General features: G+C 68.7%; 25 protein-coding genes. 10 read left to right on the top strand and 15 right to left on the bottom strand.

Going from position 1 to position 23,085, the window contains the following annotated elements; translation table 11 throughout:
• Positions 1 to 18: 18 nt before the first annotated feature.
• From F6A08_RS01090 to F6A08_RS01080, 3 genes are all read left to right on the top strand, one after another.
• The gene (locus tag F6A08_RS01090; RefSeq protein WP_124894448.1) at positions 19 to 735 is read left to right on the top strand and encodes an alpha/beta fold hydrolase; all 717 of its coding nucleotides are present in this window, start codon (positions 19 to 21) and stop codon (positions 733 to 735) included.
• Positions 736 to 754: 19 nt separating this feature from the next.
• The gene (locus F6A08_RS01085; RefSeq protein ID WP_151458363.1) at positions 755 to 2,485 is read left to right on the top strand and encodes an MFS transporter; all 1,731 of its coding nucleotides are present in this window, start codon (positions 755 to 757) and stop codon (positions 2,483 to 2,485) included.
• Positions 2,486 to 2,599: 114 nt separating this feature from the next.
• A complete protein-coding gene (locus F6A08_RS01080) occupies positions 2,600 to 3,733 on the top strand; it encodes an FAD binding domain-containing protein (RefSeq protein ID WP_151458362.1) in 1,134 nt (377 codons plus the stop codon).
• Positions 3,734 to 4,009: 276 nt separating this feature from the next.
• Here F6A08_RS01080 and F6A08_RS01075 read toward each other — a convergent pair whose 3' ends face one another.
• Positions 4,010 to 4,858, bottom strand: coding sequence for a ribokinase (locus tag F6A08_RS01075; RefSeq protein WP_151458361.1), 849 nt, complete (start codon positions 4,856 to 4,858; stop codon positions 4,010 to 4,012).
• A 116-nt stretch (positions 4,859 to 4,974) separates the two neighbouring features.
• On the opposite strand from F6A08_RS01075, the gene F6A08_RS01070 reads away from it, so the two are divergent.
• Positions 4,975 to 5,907: a nucleoside hydrolase gene (locus F6A08_RS01070; protein ID WP_124894453.1), complete on the top strand. Its 933-nt coding sequence runs from the start codon at positions 4,975 to 4,977 to the stop codon at positions 5,905 to 5,907.
• 3 nt (positions 5,908 to 5,910) lie between these two features.
• On the opposite strand, the gene F6A08_RS01065 is transcribed toward F6A08_RS01070, so the two are convergent.
• Positions 5,911 to 6,921 carry a LacI family DNA-binding transcriptional regulator gene (locus tag F6A08_RS01065; RefSeq protein ID WP_192576655.1) on the bottom strand — a complete coding sequence of 337 codons (1,011 nt, stop codon included), beginning with the start codon at positions 6,919 to 6,921 and terminating at the stop codon, positions 5,911 to 5,913.
• A gap of 112 nt (positions 6,922 to 7,033) precedes the next feature.
• Between F6A08_RS01065 and uriT the strand changes: the two genes are divergently transcribed.
• Positions 7,034 to 8,452 (top strand): uridine transporter UriT, encoded by a 1,419-nt coding sequence (uriT, locus tag F6A08_RS01060; RefSeq protein WP_151458359.1) that lies wholly within the window; start codon positions 7,034 to 7,036, stop codon positions 8,450 to 8,452.
• Between the two features lie 123 nt (positions 8,453 to 8,575).
• On the opposite strand, the gene F6A08_RS01055 is transcribed toward uriT, so the two are convergent.
• From F6A08_RS01055 to F6A08_RS01030, 6 genes are all read right to left on the bottom strand, one after another.
• A complete protein-coding gene (locus tag F6A08_RS01055) occupies positions 8,576 to 9,196 on the bottom strand; it encodes a GNAT family N-acetyltransferase (RefSeq protein WP_225855689.1) in 621 nt (206 codons plus the stop codon).
• Between the two features lie 115 nt (positions 9,197 to 9,311).
• On the bottom strand, positions 9,312 to 9,614 hold the full coding sequence (locus tag F6A08_RS01050; protein WP_151458358.1) for a hypothetical protein: 303 nt from the start codon (positions 9,612 to 9,614) through the stop codon (positions 9,312 to 9,314).
• Positions 9,611 to 9,877: a hypothetical protein gene (locus F6A08_RS01045; protein WP_017203884.1), complete on the bottom strand. Its 267-nt coding sequence runs from the start codon at positions 9,875 to 9,877 to the stop codon at positions 9,611 to 9,613. The genes F6A08_RS01050 and F6A08_RS01045 overlap by 4 nt, the downstream gene beginning before the upstream one ends.
• 297 nt (positions 9,878 to 10,174) lie before the next feature.
• On the bottom strand, positions 10,175 to 10,978 hold the full coding sequence (locus F6A08_RS01040) for an SDR family oxidoreductase (RefSeq protein ID WP_017203885.1): 804 nt from the start codon (positions 10,976 to 10,978) through the stop codon (positions 10,175 to 10,177).
• Positions 10,975 to 11,475 (bottom strand): MarR family winged helix-turn-helix transcriptional regulator, encoded by a 501-nt coding sequence (locus F6A08_RS01035; protein ID WP_017203886.1) that lies wholly within the window; start codon positions 11,473 to 11,475, stop codon positions 10,975 to 10,977. The genes F6A08_RS01040 and F6A08_RS01035 overlap by 4 nt, the downstream gene beginning before the upstream one ends.
• A gap of 149 nt (positions 11,476 to 11,624) precedes the next feature.
• Complete coding sequence (locus F6A08_RS01030) at positions 11,625 to 12,773, bottom strand: calcium:cation antiporter (protein ID WP_124894458.1); 1,149 nt, start codon at positions 12,771 to 12,773, stop codon at positions 11,625 to 11,627.
• A gap of 212 nt (positions 12,774 to 12,985) precedes the next feature.
• On the opposite strand from F6A08_RS01030, the gene F6A08_RS17825 reads away from it, so the two are divergent.
• From F6A08_RS17825 to F6A08_RS01025, 3 genes are all read left to right on the top strand, one after another.
• Complete coding sequence (locus F6A08_RS17825; protein WP_017203888.1) at positions 12,986 to 13,120, top strand: hypothetical protein; 135 nt, start codon at positions 12,986 to 12,988, stop codon at positions 13,118 to 13,120.
• 155 nt (positions 13,121 to 13,275) lie between these two features.
• A complete protein-coding gene (locus F6A08_RS17580) occupies positions 13,276 to 13,446 on the top strand; it encodes a hypothetical protein (RefSeq protein ID WP_017203889.1) in 171 nt (56 codons plus the stop codon).
• Positions 13,443 to 13,751: a hypothetical protein gene (locus F6A08_RS01025; protein ID WP_124894459.1), complete on the top strand. Its 309-nt coding sequence runs from the start codon at positions 13,443 to 13,445 to the stop codon at positions 13,749 to 13,751. The genes F6A08_RS17580 and F6A08_RS01025 overlap by 4 nt, the downstream gene beginning before the upstream one ends.
• Before the next feature lie 18 nt (positions 13,752 to 13,769).
• Here F6A08_RS01025 and F6A08_RS01020 read toward each other — a convergent pair whose 3' ends face one another.
• Both F6A08_RS01020 and F6A08_RS01015 read right to left on the bottom strand, forming a co-directional pair.
• Entirely contained in the window at positions 13,770 to 14,954 is a 1,185-nt protein-coding gene (locus F6A08_RS01020) for a zinc-dependent alcohol dehydrogenase (RefSeq protein WP_124894460.1), read from the bottom strand.
• A gap of 94 nt (positions 14,955 to 15,048) precedes the next feature.
• Complete coding sequence (locus tag F6A08_RS01015; protein WP_124894461.1) at positions 15,049 to 16,377, bottom strand: cytochrome P450; 1,329 nt, start codon at positions 16,375 to 16,377, stop codon at positions 15,049 to 15,051.
• Positions 16,378 to 16,505: 128 nt separating this feature from the next.
• Here F6A08_RS01015 and F6A08_RS01010 point away from each other — a divergent pair, with 128 nt between their 5' ends.
• Positions 16,506 to 16,958: an SRPBCC family protein gene (locus F6A08_RS01010; protein WP_338100830.1), complete on the top strand. Its 453-nt coding sequence runs from the start codon at positions 16,506 to 16,508 to the stop codon at positions 16,956 to 16,958.
• Between the two features lie 13 nt (positions 16,959 to 16,971).
• Here F6A08_RS01010 and F6A08_RS01005 read toward each other — a convergent pair whose 3' ends face one another.
• Genes F6A08_RS01005 through F6A08_RS00990 form a run of 4 tightly spaced genes read right to left on the bottom strand, consistent with a single transcriptional unit; the run spans position 16,972 to position 21,400 of the window.
• A complete protein-coding gene (locus F6A08_RS01005; protein ID WP_151458357.1) occupies positions 16,972 to 17,673 on the bottom strand; it encodes an aspartate/glutamate racemase family protein in 702 nt (233 codons plus the stop codon).
• Between the two features lie 7 nt (positions 17,674 to 17,680).
• Positions 17,681 to 18,697, bottom strand: coding sequence for a hypothetical protein (locus tag F6A08_RS01000; protein WP_151458356.1), 1,017 nt, complete (start codon positions 18,695 to 18,697; stop codon positions 17,681 to 17,683).
• A 7-nt stretch (positions 18,698 to 18,704) separates the two neighbouring features.
• A complete protein-coding gene (locus F6A08_RS00995; RefSeq protein WP_151458355.1) occupies positions 18,705 to 20,543 on the bottom strand; it encodes a substrate-binding and vWA domain-containing protein in 1,839 nt (612 codons plus the stop codon).
• A 32-nt stretch (positions 20,544 to 20,575) separates the two neighbouring features.
• Positions 20,576 to 21,400 (bottom strand): shikimate 5-dehydrogenase, encoded by an 825-nt coding sequence (locus F6A08_RS00990; RefSeq protein WP_017203897.1) that lies wholly within the window; start codon positions 21,398 to 21,400, stop codon positions 20,576 to 20,578.
• A gap of 636 nt (positions 21,401 to 22,036) precedes the next feature.
• On the opposite strand from F6A08_RS00990, the gene F6A08_RS00985 reads away from it, so the two are divergent.
• Entirely contained in the window at positions 22,037 to 22,243 is a 207-nt protein-coding gene (locus tag F6A08_RS00985; RefSeq protein ID WP_017203899.1) for a cold-shock protein, read from the top strand.
• Between the two features lie 99 nt (positions 22,244 to 22,342).
• Here F6A08_RS00985 and F6A08_RS00980 read toward each other — a convergent pair whose 3' ends face one another.
• Positions 22,343 to 23,008 carry an HAD hydrolase-like protein gene (locus tag F6A08_RS00980; RefSeq protein WP_017203900.1) on the bottom strand — a complete coding sequence of 222 codons (666 nt, stop codon included), beginning with the start codon at positions 23,006 to 23,008 and terminating at the stop codon, positions 22,343 to 22,345.
• Positions 23,009 to 23,085 lie beyond the last annotated feature (77 nt).

Below are 23,085 nucleotides of genomic sequence, written 5' to 3'. Positions count from 1 at the left end.
GGTGGAAGGAAGCGTGGAATGTCTGTGAACCCCACCGTCGTGCTTGTGCACGGCGCGTTCTCCGATGGAATGAGCTGGTCCCCGGTGGTGATGAGGCTGCTGGGGAGCGGAGCGGACGTGCGGGTCCCCGCGATCTCCAACCGAAGCCTGTGCGACGACGCAGCCTACGTGCGCTCGTTCGTCGAACGCGTCGACGGACCGGTGCTGCTCGTGGGTCACTCGTATGGCGCGACAGTCGCGAGCGTTGCCGGGACCGCCGCCAACGTCCGCGGTCTCGTTCTTGTCGCGGGATACGTGCTCGAGGAGGGCGAAAGCGCTGACGAATTACATCGGAGATTCCCTGACGCGGATGCGGTGCCGTTCCTCCAGTACGACACCTACCCCGCAGAGGGCGAGACGCACCGGGAGGTCAGCATCGCAATCGACGAGTTCCCGTTTCTCGCAGCCCTCGGCATCCCGTCCGACGAGGCTGCTGTGCTCGCCGTGACGCAGCGGCCGCTCGCCGCAGCCGTGCTCGCCGAGCGCGCGAACGCCGCAGCCTGGAAGACTCTTCCGACCTGGGGCGTCGTCGCGAGCGCCGACCGCGTCGTCAATCCCGACGCTGTGCGCTTCGGGCTCGAACGAGCGAACGCACGCGAGATCGTGGAGATCCCTGCACCGCACCTGGTCACTCACACGCACCCGGGCGACGTGGCCCGACTGATTCTCGACGCCGCGCGCTCCACGCTCTCGTAGGCGATCCCGGAGCATCACCATGACGACGGCACCTTCCCTCTCACGCTCAGCATCACGGCGATCTCGGGCTGATGCCCGTGACCACTCGTTCGCCGCCCTCAGCGTGCCCGCGTTCCGCCTCCTCTGGATCGCCGGGCTGATCAGCAACATCGGCACCTGGATGCAGAGCGTCGGAGCCCAGTGGCAGCTTGTCGACGACGGCAGCAGCGCTGCCGTCGTGGCGCTCGTGCAGACAGCATCGGCCGCGCCTGTGCTTCTTCTGGCGTTGCCTTCCGGTGTTCTCGGAGAGTTCCTCAATCGGCGTCGTGTCCTCATCGTCACTCAGGTCGTCCAATTGGGCGCTTCCCTTGCACTCGCCTTGCTCTCCGGCGGCGGGGGTCTGACGCCGGCGGCGCTGCTGACGTTGACCTTCGTCTTGGGGGCGGCAGCGGCGGTACAGATGCCTGCCGCGCAGGCCATCACCTCAGACGTGGTGCCAGCACGTCTGATCCCGGACGCGGCATCGCTCAGCTCGATCAGCGTCAATGTCGCCCGTGCCGTGGGGCCTGCGGCTGCAGGGCTGCTCATCGCGCAGCTCGGCGTCACCGCCGTGTTCATCGCGAACGCGGCGTCGTTCGTCCTGTATCTCGTGGCTCTGCTGGCCTGGCGCACATACGTCGCGCCGCTGTCGCGACCGGAGCCGTTCCTCGATGCCACTCGCGCGGGGCTTCGCTACGTCCTCCACGCACGGCTCATCAGATCCTTGTATGTCAGGCTCGTCCTGTTCCTCCTCCCGGCGAACGCCCTGTGGGCGCTACTGCCGGTGCTCGCGCAGAAGACCTTCGGGCTGGGCGCCGCTGGATACGGCCTTCTTCTCGCCGCTCTCGGTGGCGGATCCATCGCCGGTGCGTTGCTGTTGCGGGCCGCGCGCTCACGCTTGGGTGTCAACGGCGTGCTCCTGGCGTCGATGGCCGGTTTCGGGGTCGCTCTGTGCGCGCTGCTGCTGACGAACAGCCTGTGGGTCGTGGGATTCGCGATGGTCGGCGCGGGCATGGGATGGATCGGCGTCATCGCCACGGTGAACGGCGTGGTGCAGGGTTTCCTGCCTGCGTGGGTACGCACTCGCGGTCTGTCCATCTATCAGCTCGTGCTCTTCGGTGGCACGGCTGTCGGGTCGGCGGTAGCGGGAGCCATAGCTGGCGCGGTAGGAGCTGAAACGGTGGTTGTGTCCGCCGGTTTCATCATCCTTGCGCTGGCGACTGCTCAGCTGCTGCTTCCCGTTCGAGTGCCAGTGGGGATCGGACGGGGCATCGTGAGCATTGAGGAGAGCCCCGGCCCGGAAAGGTCTGCGGATGAGCGGGCTGCCCTCGTCACGGTGAGCTACCTCGTGCCTCTCGAGAACAGGGAGGAGTTCCGCTCTGTGATGGGAATGGTCGCGCAGACTCGCTATCGCACGGGCGCGCGAACCTGGCACATGTACGAGACGACCGAGCGGCCGGACGAGATCGTGGAGATGTACACGCTGGGAAGCTGGCGCGAGCACATCGCGCAGCTGCGCAGCCGTCACACCGAGTGGGATGCCGACCTGCTTCGGCGTGCTGCTGCGCTGAGCACTCGAGAGCCGCTCGTGGAGCACTTCGTTGATCTCCCGGTCTCCCGGCACTCCGAGAACGGGCGTGCACATCCTTCGCCCAGCGAGCGTCTGTCGCGGCTCACCCGCACCGGCGCTCGCTCGGCGGACGGGTTCGCCCCGCCTCTCTCGGCGCGTTGACTCAGCCAGGACTGGCCATCGCTGGCGCCGTGTCCGTGCATCCTGTACGGCAGTCGTGATCATGCGCGACATTCGTCTGACGGGCACGGCGAACATCGCGAATAGCGTGAGGGCATGAGCCCAATGAGCCGAACGACGTACGACATCGCCATCGCAGGCGGGTCGCTCGGAGGGCTCTTCACTGCGGCTCTGCTGCACAGAACCGGTCATCAGGTTCAGGTCTTCGAGAAATCGATGAGCGGTCTCCGCGCGCGCGGTGCAGGACTCGTCGCGCAGGACCAGATCTTCACGACGCTCGATGCCATCGGGCTTCCACGCTCGGCCGTTCCCGGCGTGACCTCAACGGAGCGCATAAGTCTGGACCGCGCCGGCGCGGTGCGGCATCGCGAACGGGCGACTCAGACGCAGTTGTCCTGGGATCGCCTCTACGATGCGCTGAGGTCGGCGGTGCCCGACGACCGCTACCATCTCGACGCAGCCGTCCGTGACGTGCACGCGGACCGCAGTCGAGTGACCTTTCGTACATCGGCGGGCGCGCACGACGCCGACCTTCTGGTCGCCGCCGACGGCGCTCAATCCCAGGTACGCAGCGAGATCGTGCCCGGGGTCGCCCGACCCCGATATGTCGGGTACTCGATCTGGCGCGGCATCGTCCCGGAGGCGGCCGTCCCGCCGCAGGCGGCGTCCACACTCTTCCAGCGGATGACGTTCTACACGGGCCCCGGTGAGCATGCGCTCGGTTATCTCGTTCCCGGGCCGAATGGTGAGACGATGCCTGGGTCCCGACGCTATAACTGGGTGTGGTATCGCGGGCTGGACTCGGGGCGGATGTCAACTCTGATGACGGCCGCGGGGCGACCACCGCAGGCCATGTCACTCGCCCCGGGACAGACTCCGCAGGGGGTCGTCGACGTGCTCGTCGAGCAGGCACAAGACCGCCTCCCTCCGCAGCTCGCGTCAGTGGTGGCACTTGAAGGTCGTCCATTCCTGCAAGGAGTGCTCGACTACGTCGCACCGAGCCTCGCTCATGGCCGCGCACTCCTTCTCGGTGACGCCGCGGCCGTGGTGCGACCGCACACCGCGATGGGCGCCGCGAAGGCTGCGGGCGATGCGCTCGATCTCGCTTCCCTCCTTCAGGACTTCTCCGTCGAGGACACCTTGCGGGCGTACAACAGCACGCGATTGCCCATCGCTCGGAATATCGCGCGGTACGGCATCGCCCTCGGCGAAGGTCTCCCACTCCTGTGACGGCACCACGTTCCCACCACTTACGAAAGAAGGATGATGAGCACTCCCCCTGACCTCACCGGCACCGTCGATGAACGCACCCGGCAGCTCGCCTCGACCCCGGTCGAGGAACAGACAACGGAATGGCTTCGGCGCCAACTCGACGCTGCCCTAGTCTCCTGGGCGCAGGACCGTACTCGACATCGATGAGGAGGCGCGTACAGACTTCTGAGCGTTCTGGACACGGCTGCTCCACGGCGCCTGGTGACTCCTCGCCCGACTGAGCGCTTCTCCTGGTCACCCCTCGGGCAGATACCGGCTCAGGTGCTCGAACGGCGGCTGGGAAGAGACGTGCGACACCGCCGCGGATCCGACCGCGCATGCGGCCGCAAGCGCGTCGAACGGAGAATGGCCCGCGCGAAGTGCGAGGACGAGCGCGGCGCAGAAGGCGTCTCCCGCACCGACGGTGTTCACCGCTTCGGCAGGGACGCCGTCGGCGCGGGCGATCTCCTCACCGCGACGGAACAGGGCCGCGCCCGCGGCTCCGTAGGTCACCGCGACCATCCGGGCATCGGCGAGCTCGGGCAGGAGGTCGCGTTCCGTCTCGTTGACGATGAACAGGTCCACCCGCCGAAGCAGCTTCTCGGGCAGCCGCCGGGCGGGGGCGGCGTTGACGGCGATGAAGCCCGCCGCCGTGGCGGCGACCTCTTCGACGACAGACAGTGCGATCTCCAACTGCAGGAGCACCGCGTCGTCGTCCCCGAAGTCGACGCCGTCGAGGCGGACGTGATCGTTCGCGCCCTGGCAGACGGCGATCTGATTCTCCGCAGTGGCGTCGACGACGATCAAGGCCGTGCCCGTGGCCGCATCCACGGTGCGGAGGTCCGTCGTGTCCACACCGGCCTTCTCCATCTCCGATCTGGTCCACGCCCCGTCGGCGTCATCCCCCACTGCTCCCACCATCCGCACGCGCGCACCGAGCTTCGCAGCGGCGACGGCCTGGTTGGCGCCTTTGCCGCCGAGGTCGCGGGCGAGGCGCCCGCCGGCTACGGTCTCGCCCGCAGTCGGAAGACGCTCGACGAAGGCGGTGACGTCGACGTTGGCGCTGCCGACCACAACGAGGGACGGAAGAGGAGCAGAGGTCATGGGGGCTGCTTTCTGATCGGATCGGAGGCGTACGGACAGTGCGGCGATCGGTGCCGACTTGACGTTCCCGCCAAACAGTGTAAACGTTTACGCAACGACATCTGCAAAGGAGCACCATGAGCATTCCCGTCCTTCTCGACTGCGATCCTGGCCACGACGACGTCTTCGCCATCTGGCTCGCGGCCGGAAACGACGCCATCGATCTCCGTGGTGTCACCACCGTCGGCGGCAATGGTTACCTGGAGCACACCACCCGCAATGCGCGGATCGCGCTCACGGTCGCCGGTGTGACCGACGTGCCTGTGGCGGCCGGAGCCGATAAGCCGCTCAAGCGAGAACTCACCCCCGGCGCGTGGATCCACGGAGACAACGCCCTGGGTGGTCCCGTGCTCCCGGAGCCGACGGTCCCGCTCGATCAGCGCCACGCCGTGCAGTTCCTTGCCGACACGCTCGCAGCTTCCACGGAGCCCCTCACCGTCATCCCCACGGGTCCCCTGACCAACATCGCCCTCCTGCTGCAGCAGCATCCCGAGGTCGCACCGAAGATCCAGGAGATCATCTGGATGGGCGGTTCCACCGGCCGCGGCAACGTCGGCGCCTACCCGGAGTTCAACGCCTGGGCCGACCCCGAGGCCGCAGCGGTCGTCTTCGCCTCCGGGCTGCCCCTGACGATGGTCGGACTGAACATCTCGCACCAGGCGCTGATCACCGAAGACGTGATCCAGCGCATCGGTGCGGTCGGCAATGCGACCTCCGCGTTCGGCGTCGAGCTGATGCGCTTCTTCTGCAGCACCTACGAGAAGGCCGAAGGGATGCCCGAAGGCCCGCTTCACGACCCGATCACGGTGGCCATCGCGATCGATCGCGCCGTCGCCTCCGTTCAGCGCTGCCACGTCGACATCGAGACGACGGGCGAGTTCACCGCAGGAGCGACCTGCGTCGATCTGCACGACATGCTCGGCAAGGAGCCCAACGCCGACGTCGCGATCACGCTCGATGTTCCGAAGTTCTGGGACCTCGTGACGGATGCCGTCGCCGCGCTGGCCTGACGCTCAGTGGTCGGCAGACGTGGACTCGGCGACGCGCAGGCTGGGGGCGACCCGGCTCAGCACGTACGGGGCGTCGGGTTGGTCCATGCGGCGGGTCAGCGCCTCCACGGCTTCGCGCGCGAGCTCGTCGAACGGCTGCACGACGGTCGTCAGACGGGGTTCGCACACGTCGGCGAGCATCGTGCCGTCGAAGCCCGTGACCTGCACGTCGGAGGGCACATGAACCAGCGCGCGCTTCAACGCGGCGATGACTCCGGCGGCGACCAGGTCGTCACCGGCCACGATCGCGTCCGGGAGCGGACCGCGCGACAGCAGCGTGCGCGCCGCCTCCTCGCCGAACCGCAGCAGGTACTCCCCGAAGATGTTCTCCTTCCGGGGGAGTGCTCGCGCGCGCACCGTGTTCTCGAAGGCCTCGCGCCGCTCGCGCCCCACCGAGGTGACGTCGTTTCCGGAGACCAGCACGAGTCGCGTCGCCCCGGCGGCGGTCAGATGCGCGATGGCGAGTTCGATGCCTCGGTGATTGTCCACACCGACGAAGTCCGCCGGAAGGTCGATCACCCGACGGTCCAGCTGTACCAGCGGCACCCGCGTCGCGGTGTCGGCCACTGCATCGAAAGACAGCTCGGCGTCCGAGGGAACGACGAAAACGCCCTCGACCCGGCGCTCGACGAGCATGCGAAGCCGGTCGCGTTCGCGCTCGACGTCGCCGTGCGAATCGGCGATGACGAGATCGAAGCCCCGTTGCTGCAGGTGGTCTTCGAGACGATGGATGAGCTCACCGTAGAACGGATTGCTGATCACGGGGACGACCACGCCGATCGTGGCGCCCGTACCCGCGCGCAGTCCTCGTCCGATGAGATTGACGCGGTAGCCCAGCCGCTCGGCCACCGCTGCCACGTGCTCGGCCGTCTGCGCCGAGACCCGGTCCTTGCCGGTCAAGGCGCGAGAAGCGGTCGCGATCGACACTCCCGCAGCAGCGGCGACTTCGTGCAGCGTGACGGATGCTCTCTTCACCGAATCCTCGACCTCACCCTTGTGCCGTCGTCGACACCCTGACTCCAAAGATACGGCGGGCGTAAAGGATTACGCACGCACAGACCCCAGCCCCCACACGAAGAAGTGAGATATGACCAACCAGCAAGAAGCGGTTCGCACCGGCACCGGTGTGGTGCCCCTGATGATCGCCCTCCTCGCCGCGTGCCTGGCGTTCCAACTGAATGCCAGCATGCTGAGCCCCGCACTGGTCACCATGGAGCGCGAGCTCCACGCCACCGCCACCGAGATCGCGTCGACCCAGACCGTGTTCTTCACGGCGGCCGCGCTGTTCACTCTGTTCCTGCCGCGACTGGGTGACCTGATCGGACGCCGCCGCGTCCTGGTCGGCATGCTCCTCGTGATGGCGGTCGGCTGTGTGGTCGCCGCGCTCGCCACGAATGTGCCGATGTTGTTCATCGGCCGCCTCATCCAGGGCGTGTCGGGACCGGTGGTTCCGCTGTGCCTGATCATGCTCCGCGCAGCGGTCAAGGATCCCAAAGCGTATGGCACCCTGCTCGGCGTCGTGACCGCGGTGAATGGTGGGATCGCGGGCGGCGACGCTTTGCTCGGCGGATACCTGGCGACCAACCACGGCTTCGCGTCGATCTTCTGGACCATGGCCGGTGTGGCCATCGCGGCGGCTCTGGTCGTGCGGCTCCTTGCCCCGGAGACGATGGCCGACGATCGCCCGCGGATGGACTGGTGGGGTGCGCTCCTGCTCGTCGTCTCGGTCGGCTCGATGCTCGTGGCCGTCAACGAACTGGGAAAGCTGGCCGAAGCCGACGTTCTCCTCGTCGTCGTGCTCGCCGCCGTGGCCGTCGCCTCCTTCCTCGCCTTCTGGAAGCTCGAAGGTGCCATCTCCGACCCGCTGGTCTCGACGACGCAACTGAAGCAACGCTCGACCTGGGCTCTCGCGGCCACCTCGTTGCTCACCCTCGGCGGGATCTTCGCGATCATGAACGGCGTCGTACCTGCCCTGGCGCAGGACACCTCGTTGGGGTTGGAGATGAGCGCGGAGGAAGTGTCGCTGTGGATCCTGATGCCGTATGCGCTCGCCGGACTGCTGATGGGCCCGCTCAGCGGCAGGCTCGCCGCCACCGTCGGCTACCGCACCATGCTGCGCGTCGGCCTCGGCGGGACCATCGCGGTGCTCGCGCTCATGGTCGTCAACGTCGAGACCAGCTCTCGTCTCGTTCTGCTGCTGCTGTCGATCGCTGCCGGCATCACCTACGCCGGAATCGGCAACATCATGCTCAACGGCTTGGGCGTGGTCCTCTCGCCGAAGGAGCGTCCCGGGTCCCTGCCCGGCCTCAACACCGGAGCGATCAACCTCGGCGCCGGCCTCAGCTTCGTCCTGATCTACGCGGCACAGACCTCGTTCACCGCGGAGGCGGGAAGTCCGGCCTCCGGCTACGTGGCCGCACTGATCACCGGCGCCGTCGTGCTCGTCGGGGCGCTCGTGTTCTCGCTGTTCATCCCGAAACCGGTGAACGCGGAGCTGAGGTCGTGAGCGGCTCCATCGCGCCCGATCTCAGCCGAGCGGCCCCTCGAGAACGGTGAGGATGTCCGCTTCCTCGAACCCGATGGCCCTGTTCAGAGCGAGCATCGGCGCGTTCGACAACGCGGTGTAGGTCTACAGGAACCGGGAGGATGCGCTCTCCGGCAGGCTCATGAGCTGACGGAGGTTGGCCGCCTTCAGAGCGCGGCCGATCCCGCGACCCCGCATCCTCTCCTCGACGAAGGTGTCGTCCTGATGGACGATCTCGGGATCGTGGCGCGAGAGCAGGATCTCGGTGTAGCCGACAGCGAGGGCGATCGGAAGGTCGAGCACCTGCCTGCTTTCGCGGACGCCGACATCCAGACCTTCGGAGAGCGCGAAAGCGACTCCCGCCTCCGAGTACGTCTCGGCCCGTATCGTCGAGGCGACGGTGCGGAACGTTCCCCGAACGGCGCCGAGCAGCACTCGACCTACACCCTGCCGCCGGAACCCGTCGAGCACGGCGATCTCCACGTCCGCCGGCTCTTCCGGATTCGCGTGAGCCTCTGCGGCTCCGACGGACACCCCGTCGATCTCGGCGAGCAGCAGCACCGACCTCCGGGTCGGATGCGGATTCTGAAACTGCGCGATCGCCGCGTCGTCGCTGCGAGCCCAGACCCTCTGCCGTCCGACCGCGTAGCCGTCGCGCAGGAGGCCGTTCCATCGCCGCAGCTGGGCGACCTGCTGCGGGTCGACGGTCGAGACTCGGAGGCTCACGGGGTCATGGCGCTTTCGGTGTTCGTCCACGGGTATGGGCACCGCTCAGCCTGTCACGTGGGCGGTGCCCCTGCCCGGAGGCGCCCCCTGGGGCCGCGCGAGAGCGGACCGTCCCTCAGGCGACGGAGACGTACCCGCTCGAGGAGTCGTCCTCGACCAGGCGGTACGCGAGCACTCCGCCCGTGTGCTTCCGCGACCGGCGCCACACGCGTTCGTGCTCTCCGGTCGCGTAGTCGAGCACGATCCATTCCGGAGTCTGCGACTCGCGCGGAGCGACGACGTACGAAGAGCTGCCGAGGCCGACCGAGCCGAGCTGGGCGATGAAGCGATTTTCCGTCGCTCCTACAGGTGGCGTGCGGCAGAGGTCGCTCGGGCGGATGCGCATGGTGACGTGGGGCCGTCCCGCTTCGCGGCTCATGCGGATTCCCCCGCACGAGCGCCCAGCTCGCGGAGGTCGCGCATCCCGTGAGCGTCGAGGTAGGCGCGGATGGTGTCGTGCACGATGCGGATCTGCGCCTCGTTGCCCATCGCGGCCTGCATGACGCCCATCGACGGCGCAGGCTTGCCGTTCACGCGCTCGAGCGCCTCCCACACGATGTCCTCGCGCGAGCCGCGTCCCATCGCGTGCGGCATCGAACTGAACACAGGACTCGGCGTCCAGCCGGAGCGGGTCTCGTCCATCAGGGTTCCTCTCTCTCGCCGGCGCAGTCGGATGCGGGGTGCATGCGATCCCTCGCGCAGGGCGCGCGAAGGCACGCCGTGGGGCCGGGTGTCCCTGCGGGCGCGTGCGATCTGCTGACCAGGTCTCCCCCGCACCAGCGCCGCGTGAAGGCGGCGGGGCGAGGGCACGGGATGGTCGGCCGGTACAGCAAATCTAGCACGTTATTTTGAGTCATTCAAAATAAGCCGCCTCGCGGGTGGTCGGAGGCGTTCACGGCGAAGGCCCGGTTCTCTCGAACCGGGCCTTCGCGGAGGGGGTCAGCTGCGTGGGGCGTCGTTCCACGACCAGATGTCGTCGCCGCGGAGCACGGCGTCGGCACCGCCGTCGCAGTAGATGGTCTGTCCGGCCATGTGCGTGTTCGCGGGGCTCGTCAGCCACACCAGCAGCTCCGCGATGGAGGATGCGGGCTGGTGGTAGTTGAGCGGCATCGGAACGGCGGCGTCGACCTGCGCCAGGCCCTCGGGCGAGGCGAGCAGGCCGGCGGTCATGGCCGTGGTGACCGTACCGGGAGCCACGGCGTTGAGCGGGATGCCCGCTCCCGCCCACGCCTCGGTCACCGACTCGCGACGAACCCAGCGCGACACCGCGCGCTTGCTCGACGAGTAGTTGAGGAATCCGGCCTCGGGGGTCGCGGCGAGCTGGTCGCCGATCTGCAGCGCCTTCGCCTCATCCCCGGCGAGAGCCGCGTCGACGAGCTCGGGCGATACCGGCTGCAGCGAGGCCATCGACGAGACGACGGCAGCACGCGGCTGGTCGGCGAGGCTCAGCGTCGGCAGGAGCGCGGTGAGGAACTCCGTCACGCCGAAGAAGTTGATCGCCATGGTCTTGGCGATCGGTGCGGCGATGCCCGCGCAGGCGATGACCGCGTCGATGCTGCCGTCCGCGGCCTCCACCGCGGCCTCGGCGGCGGCGATGCGCCCGTCGTGCGTTGACAGGTCGCCGGTGACCTCCGTGTCGGCGAGATCGACGCCGACCACGGAGTGGCCCTGCGCGCGGAGCAGTTCGGCGGTCGCGGCGCCGATGCCGGACGCGGCGCCGGTGACGACATAGGTACGGGTCATGATGGTTCCTCCTCGGGGGGTGTGGCGCCCGTTGCGGCGTCGTTGAGTGGTGCGGGGTTCGTACGGGAGAGTGCGGTCACGAAACGGGCGAGCTGAGCGCTGAACTGCGTGACTTCGCTCGGCGCCCAGCCCTGGAGCGCGGCGTCGACCATCCGGTGACCGGCATCCACGAGGCGGGCGTACACCTGGCGTCCGGCCTCCGTGAGGCGCACCTCGACCGTGCGGCCGGAGCGGATGCGTTCGACGACGCCCTGCGCGGCGAGGCGCGACACCAGCTTCGAGGTGGTCGGCCGCGTCATCGAGCCGTGTTCGGCGAGCTCCGTCGATCCCATCGCGCCGCCGTTGAGGCCGACCAGATACACCGCGCGGATCGCCGTGGGATCGAGGGCGACTCCGACGCTCTCGGCGACATGGGTCTGCAGGTCGCTCTCGGTCCACTCCGAGACCACCCGGACCAGGGCGACGTGGATGTCAGCGACACCTTCACCGGCTGTCATGCCACCAGTCTACGCCTAAAGTTGCCTCAGGCAACTGTCGGCCCGTGTGCACGAGGTCGCAGTTTCGCACCGAGCTCGCATCCCTGCGGGGAATCCCTGCGACCTGGTGCGGATCTGCGACGAACTGCATCGCCACGACCGCTGTCGGGTCAGCTGAAGAGCACCAGGACGTACACGGCGAACGTCACCAGGTGGGCCGCCCCGTGCATCGCGGTCACACGCTTCGCCGCGAAGGTGGTCACCGAGAGCAGCAGCGTGACGCCGAGCATCAGCAGGTTCGCCGGCGACTCCGCCAGGACGACGGTCTGACCGGTGAGCATGCCGATGACCAGCACGGCGGGGATGGTGAGACCGACGGTGGAGACGAGTGCTCCATGGCAGAGGTTGACCACGCGCTGTGCCTCGCCGCGCAACGCCGCACGCACCGCGGTGATCGACTCCGGCAGGAACACGATCCCCGCGATGAGCACGCCGGCGAGGGCGACCGGGGCGCCCAGGCGACCGAGGCCGTCGTCGAGCAGCGCCGCCATGTCGTGCGACAGCAGCACGATCGGGACGACGGTGACCACGAGGAGCCCGAGTCGGATCAGGATCTCGGTGCGGTGCTCGCCCAGGACCTGACGGATCCCGCCGTCGCTCGCTGACGCCTCGCGCGGTCGGTCCCGCAGCAGGCGGGGGTCCACCTCGGTGAAGTCGCTCGCCTGCGCGCCCATCTGGCGGAAGAGGAAGAAGGCGTAGAGCGCGAGCGTGAGGAGGATGATCGGAATCTCCTGCGCCGTCGTGTACGACCCGTCCGTGCCGATCAGGGCCGGAAGACCGAACGCCAGGGCGACGAGCACCACGAGCATCGACAGGTAGGCGGAGGTTCCGGTTCGGTTGTGCGCCATGCCGCGGTGGCGGACACCCCCGAGGAGCAGCGCGAGACCGATGACGAGGTTGAGGATGATCATTGCGACGGCCATGACCGAGTCGCGGGCGATGGTCGCGTGCTCCCCCGGTCCGAGCATCACCGCCGAGATCAGGATGACCTCGATCAGCACGATGGAGAGCGTGAGGACCAGAGAGCCGTAGGGATCGCCGAGTCGGTGCGCGAGGGCCTCCGCCTGCTTGACCACCCCGAACGCGCACACCAGGATCACCGCGACGATCCCGGCGAGGGCGACCACGAGGACCGGAGCCGGAACAGGCGGCTCCAGCAGGGGGTGCAGGATCAGGAGCGCCAGGAAGGCTCCCCATCCGAGAACGATGCGGACGACGTCCATGACGCCGATCAGGTGCTTCGGTTCCGTGCGCGACATGGCCGGACTCCTCGAGGCGGGGCCGTCCCCGGTCTGCGTCTCCTGCCGGAGGTCGTCCTCCGCGGTCACTGAACACTCCAGGGTAGCAAATCCTCGGGATGTCAGGCCGCATCCGCGACGATTTTCTTCCCGGTCAGAGGGAAATTTGACTTCCCTGCGGTCCGGGCTATGGTCGGAGGTTACGCCAGCCACCAAAGGGGAAGCGAGTAACCATGTCCGGAAAGTCCATCCAGGGTCGAGCCAGCAAGAAGGCACCGCAGCTGACGCTCAAGGAGAAGCGCGCGGCGAAGCGCGAGAAGAACGCACCAGACGAGTTCCTGAAGCCTCGCAAGGGCGCGAAGGGCTGATCGAACTCCTTCCGGCTGGTGCGCTTCACTCCTGGGTGCGCATCAGCCGGAGTGCGGACCGGTCCCGGCTACCGCCCGGTGCTCCGGGTGTCAACGGTCCTGCATCATGGTGCCTTCGGGACGACGCTGGAGTCTTCCGACGAGAGGAGTTCAGGATGTCGAATCCCGACGTGTACCCCAGCGATGCCGAGCAGCCCGAGACGCAGGGGGACGACCCTGTCGAGGCGGAACTCGGCGAAGACGGCCAGGGCGATCTCGCGCCCGAGGACGAGGGCAGCGGCCACAGCGGCGACGCGCCGACGGATCTGCGGGACGGCAGCGAATGAGCGGCATCGAGGATCAGGGACTCCGCCCCGAGAACGTGACATCGCCGGCGGATGGCGATGCGGAGGCGCGGATCGCCGAGCACCTCGCGGAGCGCGGTGGCGAAGACACCCCGGCCTCCGGGGACGTACCCGCCGGAGGTGCAGGGGCGGATTCGGGAGCCGCCGCAGCTGTGGGGGTGGAACCCGGTTCGCGGTCGTCCGTGCCCGACGAGTCGACCCACAACGACGAACCCGGCATCGGCACACGACGTCCCGATGTCGACGAGGCCGACCGCGATGAGGGCGACCCCGGCGCGAGCGCCTGAGGTCGCCCTCGGCGACGGTCACACCGTCGAGGGGTGCAGCACCACCTTGATGCAGCCGTCCTCCTTCTGCTGGAACGTGCGGTAGAGCTCGGGGGCATCGTCGAGCGGGGCGTTGTGGGTCGTCAGGTCCATCACGCCGAGCGGGTCGGCGATGTCCTCGACCAGCGGCACCAGGTCGTCGACCCAGTTCTTCACATTGCACTGCCCCATCCGCATCGTGATCTGCTTGTCGAAGAGGGTTTTCATCGGCATGATGTCGGCGTCACCCGCATAGACGCCGCTCAGCGAGACGGTTCCGCCGCGGCGGACGACGTCGATCGACGCGTACACGGCTGCGAGCCGGTCCACGCCGGCCTTGTCCAGCACCTGCCGCGCGGCAGGGTCGGGCAGCAGGCCGACGGCCTTCTGCATGAACTCGACCCCGGAGTTGCCGTGCGCCTCAAGGCCGACGGCATCCACCACGGAATCGGCTCCGCGCCCTTCGGTCAGGTCGCGCAGCTCGTCGACGATCGTGTCGGTGAGGTCGAACGTCTCGATGCCGTGGCGCTCGGCCATCGCGCGGCGCTCCGGCACGGGGTCGACCGCCAGCACCCGATAGCCGCGATGCCGTCCGACGCGGGAGACGAATTGCCCGACCGGACCGAGGCCCATCACCGCGAGCGTGCCGCCCTCCGGCACCTGGGCGTACTCGACGCCCTGCCAAGCCGTGGGGAGGATGTCGCTGAGGAAGAGGTAGCGCTCGTCGGGCAGATCGGGACCCACGGGGATGTGGTTGTAGTCCGCGAGCGGCACGCGCAGATACTCCGCCTGCCCGCCGGGGACCTGGCCGTACAGCTTGGTGTAACCGAACAGTGCGGCGCCGCTGCCGTACTCGCGCACCTGTGTCGTCTCGCACTGCGACTGGAATCCGCGGCGGCAGAGGAAGCACTCGCCGCACGCGATGTTGAACGGGATCACGACGCGGTCCCCCACCGCGAGCTTCGTCACGTTCGCGCCCACCTCCACCACGACGCCCATCGGCTCGTGGCCGAGGATGTCGCCGCGGTCCAGGAACGGCCCGAGCAGCTCGTACAGGTGCAGGTCCGAACCGCAGATCGCCGAGGAAGTGATGCGGATGATCGCGTCCTCGGGCTGCTGGATCACCGGGTCCGGGACCTCCTCGACCGTCACCGTGCGCTTGCCCTGCCAGGTCAGTGCCTTCATGATGTCCTCCGCTCGTGTCGTGGATCCTCCACGGTCCTCGCTCCCGCGACGCGCGCCCACCCGGTTGACAGGTGCTCCCTGCCGTGCGACCCGCTCAGTGGAACGGGCAGCTTCGCCCCGAACCGCTCGCCCGCACGCGTCCACCCGAGGCGGGCTTGGTGGGAAGGCGGCGCCGGTTGACGGCGAGGCCCTTGTCGAGGATGTCCAGGCGGGGATCGCTCAGCACGGCGATCGCGCCGGACAACCCGGCGATCACCAGCTTCTCGCCGGGGCAGCGGTGACCGGTCGCGACCTCGGCGCCGCCCTGCGGGATGAAGGTGCGCACGGACTCGTAGTCGCCGACATCGGTGAAGCGCTCGGGGGCGAACCGGTGCGGATGCGCCCAGGACTGCTCGTCGGTGTTCGTGCCGAGGATGTCGAGGACGACGCGTCCACCGGCCGGAACGTGCACGTCGCCGATCTCGATGTCGACGAGCGCGCGCCCCGGCAGCATCGGCACGAACAGGCCCGTGCGCCGGACCTCCTGCGCGAACATCGTCGCGAGCGTGCCGCCCACCAGGGCGCCGCGTTCCTCGGTCTCCGCAGTGATGCGCGCGCGCCATTCCGGGCGGTCGTGCAGCTCCTTGGCGGCGAAGGCGACGAATCGGGCGGCGGCGATCATGGGACGGATGCTGTTCTGCAGCTCGATGCCGGCGAGACGGGACGGCAGGAGCTCGCCGTCCGGAGCGCGGTGCGCGGCCCACAGGGCGAGCGCCGTGCCTTCGGGGGCTGCCAGCGAACCTCCGCGGACGGCTTCGATGAGGCGCTGGGCGTGTCGATCGGACCACAGTCGGTTCACGGCCGCCGCGACGTACTCCGGCGAGTAGGGCACGCCGAAGCCGTCGACGATCTGCGCCAACCGCGCCGACCACCGGGTCTTCGCCGCCGGGGTGCCGGGCAGACCCGCCCACCCCATGATCGCGCGGCCGAGGGCGCCGACGGCCGCCTCGTACGCGCTGCGCGTGCCTCCGTCGAGCCAGTCGTCACGCTCGATCGCCCATTCGCGCTCGAGCCAGGGCGTGAGCCGCTCGACCTGGGCGTCCTCGTACGCCACCTCGACGAACGTGGCCTTGCGGTGCCGGTGGGCATCGCCGTCCAGGCTGTGCACCGAGCCGTGGCCGAAGAGCGTCTCCTGCACGATGCCGGGCATGGCGCCATGGCGGGCGATGCGGCTCTCGTCGTAGAACAGATCGACGCCCTCTGCGCCCCGCACGAAGGCCGTCTCGTCCCCGAGCAGGCGCATCGGCGCCGAGCGTGCGCCCGGCTGAACGCGCCGCCAGATGCGCTCGCCGAAGTCGTAGCCGCGGGTGAGCAGGGTCGGGGAATCGTCGTGCACGACCGCGTCGACCGCGTGCGACACCCGGGAGGTCAGTCTCTGGAACATGCTTCGACGGTGCCAGCGTCCGCGGGTGCGTTCCAGGGGGGAGCGTTCGCGAGCGTGATGTGATATCCGGGTCGGCGCCCCGGTTGTCAAGCACCTGCCGCGGACGGACCGCGGCGGTGAGGATGGCGGTGAACGGAGGAGACATGGCGAGCAACACCCGCGATCTGTCGTGCACCACGGAGGATGTGTTCCGCGTGCTGGCCAATGGCTGGCTCTACCCCTCGTGGGTGGTCGGAGCCTCGCGCATGCGCGACGTCGACGCATCCTGGCCGCAGGTCGGATCCCAACTGCACCATTCGGTGGGAGTGTGGCCCGCCCTCCTCGACGACACGACGGAGGTCCTGGCATGGGATCCGCCGCGCCGGGTCGTGCTGCGGGCTCGCGGGTGGCCGATGGGTGAGGCGCAGGTCACCCTGCGCGCCAGGACCACACCCACCGGCTGCCAGGTCCGCATCGACGAGGAGCCCGTGAAGGGGCCGGCGGCTCTCATCCCCCGCATTCTCACCACGCCCATGCTCCGCTGGCGCAATGCCGAGACCCTCCACCGTCTCGGGTACCTGGCCGAGGGGCACGCGGTCTGAGCAGAACCCCCGATCAGCGGTCGGCGGGTGCGAGGGCCAGTGCGACCGCGGACTCCACGTGGAGCGCGGTCGTCGGGAACACCGGCACCGGCGCGTCGACGGACGAGATGAGCAGTTCGATCTCGGTGCACCCGAGGATGACCCCTTCGGCCCCCTGCGCCACCAGGCGCTCGATCACCGCGACATAGTCCCGACGGGACTCATCGCGGATGATGCCGTGCACGAGCTCGTCGTAGATCACCCGGTGCACCGTGGCGCGGTCGTCGGTGTCGGGCACGAGAGTGCGGATGCCGTGCCGGGCGAGCCGTTCGGCATAGAACGGCTGCTCCATCGTGAAAGCGGTCCCGAGCAGCCCCACCGTCGTCAGGCCGGCGGTGCGGATGGCCTCTGCCGCGGGGTCGGCGATGTGCAGGAACGGGATGCTCACGGCGGCTTCGAGCCGATCCGCGACGAGGTGCATCGTGTTCGTGGCGAGCACGAGCAGCTCGGCTCCGGCCCCTTCGAGCGCTGCCGCCCTGCCGGCGAGGAGGTCGCCCGCCGCCGCCCAGTCCCCGCGCGCCTGCATCGCCTCGATCTCGGCGAAGTCGAGGGAGTCCAGCAGCAGGCGAGCGGAATGATGACCGCCGAGCTGCGCGTGCACCCGCTCGTTGGCGAGGCGGTACCACTCCAGCGAGGACTCCCAGCTCATGCCGCCGAGCACTCCGATGGTCTTCACCGCGACGTCACTCCTTCGAGCCCTGGTTGAACTGGCGCTCCCAGTCGCGCAGCTCGGAACGTCCGATCAGCGAGTCCAGCGACACCTGGAAGAGCAGCCCGTTGCGCGCGTTGACCTGCTTGATGTTGTCCACGATCTGCGTCGTCAGACCGTCCAGCGCCTCGCGCACCTCGCCGATGCGCTCGTCCGGCGCGTCCCACAGGTCGGGACGGGTGAGCAGGTCGAGCAGGTAGTCCGGCTCGAGGGCGGCGACGAGCCGGGCGAGCTTGTCGGAGTACTCCGCCTCCGCGAGTGCGATCTGGTCGGCATCCGCTTTCGCATCCAGGCGCAGGAACAGCTGCTCGACGTGGGACGCGAGTGCGTCGATGCCTGCGGCGGTCTGCGCGGCGACGGCGTCGCCCGGCACCCTGGCGTAGTCGACCTGCAGCTCTCGGAGGCGGTCCACCCGGAGGCGGATGCCGGCGGGCACGGGATCCGATGCGGTGACGCTCGCGGGCGTGCGGCGCCGCCGGGCGAGGAGGCCGATCGCCGTGCCGGCTGCAGCGAGGAGGACGACCCCGCCGATCACGACGGGGAGCAGCCAGTCCGCTCCCCCGCCCGCGCCGCTCCCGCCCGGTGCGGAGGGCGTCGCCTCGACGATCTGCTGCACCGTCTCCACGAGCGCGGCCTGCGTGTCACCCCCGGCTGCCGTCTCGTTCGTGTTCGCGATGAACAGCGCTTCCTTGGTGTCGATGGCCGATGAGGCGGCCTGCAGGTCGTCACCGAGGGCGAGCACCACGGTCTTCTGCGGAACCTCCCTGGTGATCCGATCCAGCAGCTCGAGATCGAATGCCGCTCCCAGATCGGCGTCAGCCGGCAGCACCACCACCGCGATCGACCCGTCCGCGGGGACGACGTCCGTCAGGGCGTTCGTCAGGGCGTCCGCGCTCTTCACGCCGGGAGCGATGTAGATGTCCCCCGACTGCAGGGCGCCGGTGACCGCGTCGGTGACCCCGCTCAGGTCGGATGCCGCGACGATGATCATGCCCACCTCAGAAGTTGTTGATCACGGAGGCGAAGACGAGGTCGATCCGCTCCGCGTCCGAGGCGTCGAACATCTGGCCGCCCGTGGCGTCGGCGATGCGCTGCAGCGCCGACGTGTCGGCCCCTTCGCCGTACGCGATGGGGAAGATGCGCACCGGTGCATCCGTTCCGCCCTCCCCCGACTGGGTACCGATCTTCGCGATCAGCGAGTCGAGCGAGGTGGTCGAGTCGGTGTCCTCGCCGTCGGACAGCACCACGATGGCGTTGATGCGTCCCGGCTCCGCGCGCTCGCCCATCGCCTCGTACGCGGTGAGGATCGCGTCGTACAGCGGGGTGCCGTTGCGCTGCGCGTACCGGAGGTCGTCGAGCGACGAGTCGAGCTTCTCGCCGTCCGCCCCCAGCGCCGACACGTCGCGCAGCACCTGGAGACCCTCGCCCTGGTCGGAGGAGACGCCGGTCGTGAACGCCCAAACCCCGACCTCGTCGGTGGAGCGGAAGTGGTCGAGAGTGGTCTGCGCTCCCTCGATCGCTCCGTCCAGCCGGGAGCGTCCGTCGCCGATGGGTTCGTCCATCGACCCCGAGATGTCGATGAGCTCGAGCACGGACGACGGCTTGCGCACCTGCGTCCACTGATCGATCGCGGTGGAGATGACGTCCACCTCCGGCTTCGGCAGGGTCACCGTGGGCTGCGCCGGGTCGACGCCGAAGTTCGCGGTGAACAGGTCGCCGAGCGGCACGGCCTCGTCCAGAGGACGGAATCCGTATTCGGGGAGGATCTCCTGCGCCGGCGTGGTCTGCAGGAACGCCGCGAACGCCTCACCCGCCGTGCGCTGCTCCGCCGAGACCCAGTCGGCGCCGAGGACGGTGATCGGATTATCCGACCACATCGACCCGCCGGCCGGGTACACGGCCACGAGCTTCGTCTTCGGCGGGGTCAGGGTCTCGCCGGGCTGCACGGTGTGCGAGTCGGGGTTGCCCTTGTTGTAGTTGAGCAGCGAGGTCTCCTCCAGCGCGACGGCCGAGACGTAGGCCGAGCCGTTGGCGCCGTTCTGCGTCTCGTCGTACAGAGTGGAGAGCACGTTGCCCGTCGTGTCTCCGTAGTGGATCACGCACTCCTCGAACACGCGGGAGAAGTCCGCGGCGGCATCCACGTCCGCCGCGGTGAGGCCCTCCGCCTTGCCCGACGCCTCGTAGGACTGCATCAGGATGGTCGACAGCCCCGTGGTCGAGGTGTTCGGGTTCGTCTTGGAGATCTTGAACGCGCCCCAGATGTCCTTGCCGACGCTCCCCCAGCCTTCGGGGTTCTGGCACAGGCCCTCGAGGTCGGTGATGCTGATCGGCTTGTCGGGCCAGCCCAGCGCCTTGGCCATCGGCTCCGGCATGCCGAACACGACCGGGGTACGCGTGAACGATGCGGGCTCGCCGACGAGCGTGGGTGAGGCGGCAGCCGCGACCCGCTCCGTCCAGACCGTGGAGGCGGGGGACCACAGGGTCGGCCACAGCGCACGGTCGTCGCTCGGCCAGTCGTCGCCCGAGGTGAGGTAGCGCGCCGCGTTGCCGGAGGAGACGTTGGTCGGACGCACCGTGGCGCACGTCTCGAGCCCGTCGTGCTCGGGGGACTCCTTGAACGCCGCGGCGAGCTCGTCGAGCATGTTGACCTTCTCGGACGAGGTCGCCACCGTGATGTGGGTGCAGCCGTCATCGGGGAAGCCCTGCCCGGCGTCGGGCTCCGGCTGCTCTCCCCCGCCTGTGCAGGCCGAGAGGACGAGGGCCGCGATGGCTGCCGTCGCCACCACCGCCGATGTACGCCGGAACAGGGGCCTGGATGCGGTGCGACGCGCGCTCATGCGCCTAGGCTACCCAGGTATCGGGCTCGCGATCACGCGGTTCCTGCGCGCATGAACTCCTCCGCCTCGCGCACCTGCTCGGCGGACGGGCGGATGCCCGTGTAGAGCACGAACTGCTCCAGCGCCTGCAGCGTCGCGACCTCCGCTCCCGTGATCACCGTCTTGCCGGCCGCGCGTCCCGCGGAGATGAGCGGCGTCTCGGCGGGGAGGGCGACGACGTCGAAGACGACCGAGGCGGCGGCGATCGCCTCCGCGGTGAAGGCCAGAGCATGCTCGTCCGGTCCCCCGGACATCCCGATCGGTGTGACGTTCACGAGCACGTCCGCGGTCGCCTCGCCGACCTCGGGACGCCATGCGAACCCGTAGAGGTCGGCGAGGGCGCGTCCCCTCTCCTCGTTCCGCGCGACGATCGTCACTCGCGCGAAACCGGCGTCGCGGAAGGCGGCGGCGGTCGCCTTCGCCATGCCCCCCGAGCCGCGCAGCAGCACCGATGCCGCCGGATCGAGACCCGCGTGCTCGATCAGCTGCGCGATCGCGGAGTAGTCGGTGTTGTATGCGGTGAGCACGCCGGCGTCGTTCACGATCGTGTTGACCGAGTCGATCGCGCTCGCCGAGGCATCCATCCGGTCGACGAGGGCGATCACGTCCTCCTTGTACGGCATGGAGATCGCGCAGCCGCGGATGCCGAGGCCACGCACGCCCGCGATGGCCTGAGCGAGGTCGGTCGGGGCGAACGCCTTGTAGATCCAGTTGAGTCCGAGCGCCTCGTAGAGGTGGTTGTGGAAGCGGGTCCCGTTGTTGCTCGGCCGTGCCGACAGCGAGATGCACAGGGTCATGTCCTTGTTGAGCAGCGTCACCGGATCAGGCTACTCGGCGAGCTCGCGGATCCGGGGGAGCAGGACGACGGAGGTGCCTCCGAGCTGTACGTCCTGGCTCCTCCCGAAACCTGCGATCCCCGGGGGGATCACCTTCTCTTCCCTCACCTCCGCCGCGCCGTCCAGGCCTGTGGCGTGATCGTGCGGCCTCCCCTATGGTGAAGGTGCATGCACAGGGGATCGATCGTCTCCGTCTCTCCCCACGAGACGGCGGCCCTCCCCAGGGGCAGACGATCCGTGCATGCGATTGGGCCCTCTCGAGTAGTTCAGTCCCCAATGGGCTACTCGAGGGGGCCGCTCTCGTCATTCTCGCACCCGAGTTCAGATTTGTCCCCCAAAAGGGGGACAAGAACCTCGAAAAGGGGTTAGGCTGTTCTTGACGCACCCTCCGGTCGTCTTCGGCCCTCATCGCTCCCCCCGCGGTGAGGGCCACACCATTTTCCGGGAGCCTTCGGCCCCGAGCGCCGTGGTCCCCGGCAGATCACGGGCGGATGCCGCTCGTGCAACATTTGGATTACCTTCTTGACCCGTCTATTGCCGACGGACCCTCCTCCACTAGCGTTAGCGATGTCGGGGCATACCTGCGTCGGCTTTTTGGATCAGCAGAACAGGCAGTACATGAGCACCCAGGGCACGGTCAAGTGGTTCAACTCGGAGAAGGGCTTCGGCTTCATCTCCCCCGACGACGGAGGCGCTGACGTCTTCGCGCACTACTCCGCCATCCAGTCATCCGGCTACCGGTCTCTCGAAGAGAACCAGCGAGTCGAGTTCGATGTGGCGCAGGGTCCGAAGGGCCTGCAGGCAGAGAACATCCGCCCCGTCTGAGACGGGCGGAACGGGAACTCCCCGACCGGATAGCGCCGCGACGCGCCATCCGGCGGGGAGTTCTGTGCTTTCCGGCCGCCGGGCGGCGCTGTTGCGACGTCAGTTCAGCAGCAGCGCACGCAGCTCCGCGACGGTCGCGACGCGGTATGCCGCGTCGTCTCCTTCGTGGAAATCGCTGAAGCCCCACTCGACGAAGATCACCGGGACCCCGTTGGCGTTGCCGCCCTCGACGTCGTGATGCCGGTCGCCGACCAGCACCGGGCGCGACGTGTCGGCGCCGAGCTCGCGGAGGCGTCGCAGAGCCTCCGCCACGATGTCGGTCTTGGACGCGAGGGTGGCTTCATCGGGTGTCGCTCCGACCGTGGTCAGGAACGCGGGACGCAGCCCGAAGTGGTCGACGAGCGCATCGACCTGGTTCTCCGGCTTCGAGCTGGCCGTTGCCTGCGGGATGCCGGCAGCATGCAGCTCGTGGATCAGGTCCGTCACGCCGGGGTAGGTGGCGACATCCGTCGTGTAGCCGTCGGCTTTTCCGAGCGTGCGGTAGAAGGCGACAGCCTCACTGGACTGCTCGGGCGTCATCCCGGCCTGGTCCTGGAACGACTGGAACATCGGGGGACCGATCCAGTGCACGAGCTCCTCGCGAGTGGGGGCCGGGTGACCGAAGTGGGTCAGCGCGATGTCGAGCCGACGGAGGATGCCGACGGAGGCGTCGACGATGGTGCCGTCGACGTCCCACAGCACGCAGGAGTAGGGGGAGTGAGGCATCTCTCCAGCCTAGGGTCAGCTGGCACGACGGCCGCTCCTGCTGCACAGGTGTGCAGCGGGCCGAGGGAATGGCAGAG

The organism is Microbacterium algeriense, assembly GCF_008868005.1.
Taxonomy (GTDB): Bacteria; Actinomycetota; Actinomycetes; order Actinomycetales; family Microbacteriaceae; genus Microbacterium; species Microbacterium algeriense.
The sequence above is the reverse complement of the archived record's forward strand: the minus strand, read 5'-3'. Positions and strand labels throughout refer to the sequence as shown.

Bases quoted from the DNA above. Each gene is read 5' to 3' on its own strand.
- F6A08_RS01090 (WP_124894448.1), top strand. From the start codon at position 19: ATGTCTGTGAACCCCACCGTCGTGCTTGTGCACGGCGCGTTCTCCGAT.
- F6A08_RS01085 (WP_151458363.1), top strand. From the start codon at position 755: ATGACGACGGCACCTTCCCTCTCACGCTCAGCATCACGGCGATCTCGG.
- F6A08_RS01080 (WP_151458362.1), top strand. From the start codon at position 2,600: ATGAGCCCAATGAGCCGAACGACGTACGACATCGCCATCGCAGGCGGG.
- F6A08_RS01075 (WP_151458361.1), bottom strand. From the start codon at position 4,858: ATGACCTCTGCTCCTCTTCCGTCCCTCGTTGTGGTCGGCAGCGCCAAC.
- F6A08_RS01070 (WP_124894453.1), top strand. From the start codon at position 4,975: ATGAGCATTCCCGTCCTTCTCGACTGCGATCCTGGCCACGACGACGTC.
- uriT (WP_151458359.1), top strand. From the start codon at position 7,034: ATGACCAACCAGCAAGAAGCGGTTCGCACCGGCACCGGTGTGGTGCCC.
- F6A08_RS01050 (WP_151458358.1), bottom strand. From the start codon at position 9,614: ATGAGCCGCGAAGCGGGACGGCCCCACGTCACCATGCGCATCCGCCCG.
- F6A08_RS01045 (WP_017203884.1), bottom strand. From the start codon at position 9,877: ATGGACGAGACCCGCTCCGGCTGGACGCCGAGTCCTGTGTTCAGTTCG.
- F6A08_RS01040 (WP_017203885.1), bottom strand. From the start codon at position 10,978: ATGACCCGTACCTATGTCGTCACCGGCGCCGCGTCCGGCATCGGCGCC.
- F6A08_RS01035 (WP_017203886.1), bottom strand. From the start codon at position 11,475: ATGACAGCCGGTGAAGGTGTCGCTGACATCCACGTCGCCCTGGTCCGG.
- F6A08_RS01030 (WP_124894458.1), bottom strand. From the start codon at position 12,773: ATGTCGCGCACGGAACCGAAGCACCTGATCGGCGTCATGGACGTCGTC.
- F6A08_RS17825 (WP_017203888.1), top strand. From the start codon at position 12,986: ATGTCCGGAAAGTCCATCCAGGGTCGAGCCAGCAAGAAGGCACCGCAG.
- F6A08_RS17580 (WP_017203889.1), top strand. From the start codon at position 13,276: ATGTCGAATCCCGACGTGTACCCCAGCGATGCCGAGCAGCCCGAGACG.
- F6A08_RS01025 (WP_124894459.1), top strand. From the start codon at position 13,443: ATGAGCGGCATCGAGGATCAGGGACTCCGCCCCGAGAACGTGACATCG.
- F6A08_RS01020 (WP_124894460.1), bottom strand. From the start codon at position 14,954: ATGAAGGCACTGACCTGGCAGGGCAAGCGCACGGTGACGGTCGAGGAG.
- F6A08_RS01015 (WP_124894461.1), bottom strand. From the start codon at position 16,377: ATGTTCCAGAGACTGACCTCCCGGGTGTCGCACGCGGTCGACGCGGTC.
- F6A08_RS01000 (WP_151458356.1), bottom strand. From the start codon at position 18,697: ATGATCATCGTCGCGGCATCCGACCTGAGCGGGGTCACCGACGCGGTC.
- F6A08_RS00995 (WP_151458355.1), bottom strand. From the start codon at position 20,543: ATGAGCGCGCGTCGCACCGCATCCAGGCCCCTGTTCCGGCGTACATCG.
- F6A08_RS00985 (WP_017203899.1), top strand. From the start codon at position 22,037: ATGAGCACCCAGGGCACGGTCAAGTGGTTCAACTCGGAGAAGGGCTTC.
- F6A08_RS00980 (WP_017203900.1), bottom strand. From the start codon at position 23,008: ATGCCTCACTCCCCCTACTCCTGCGTGCTGTGGGACGTCGACGGCACC.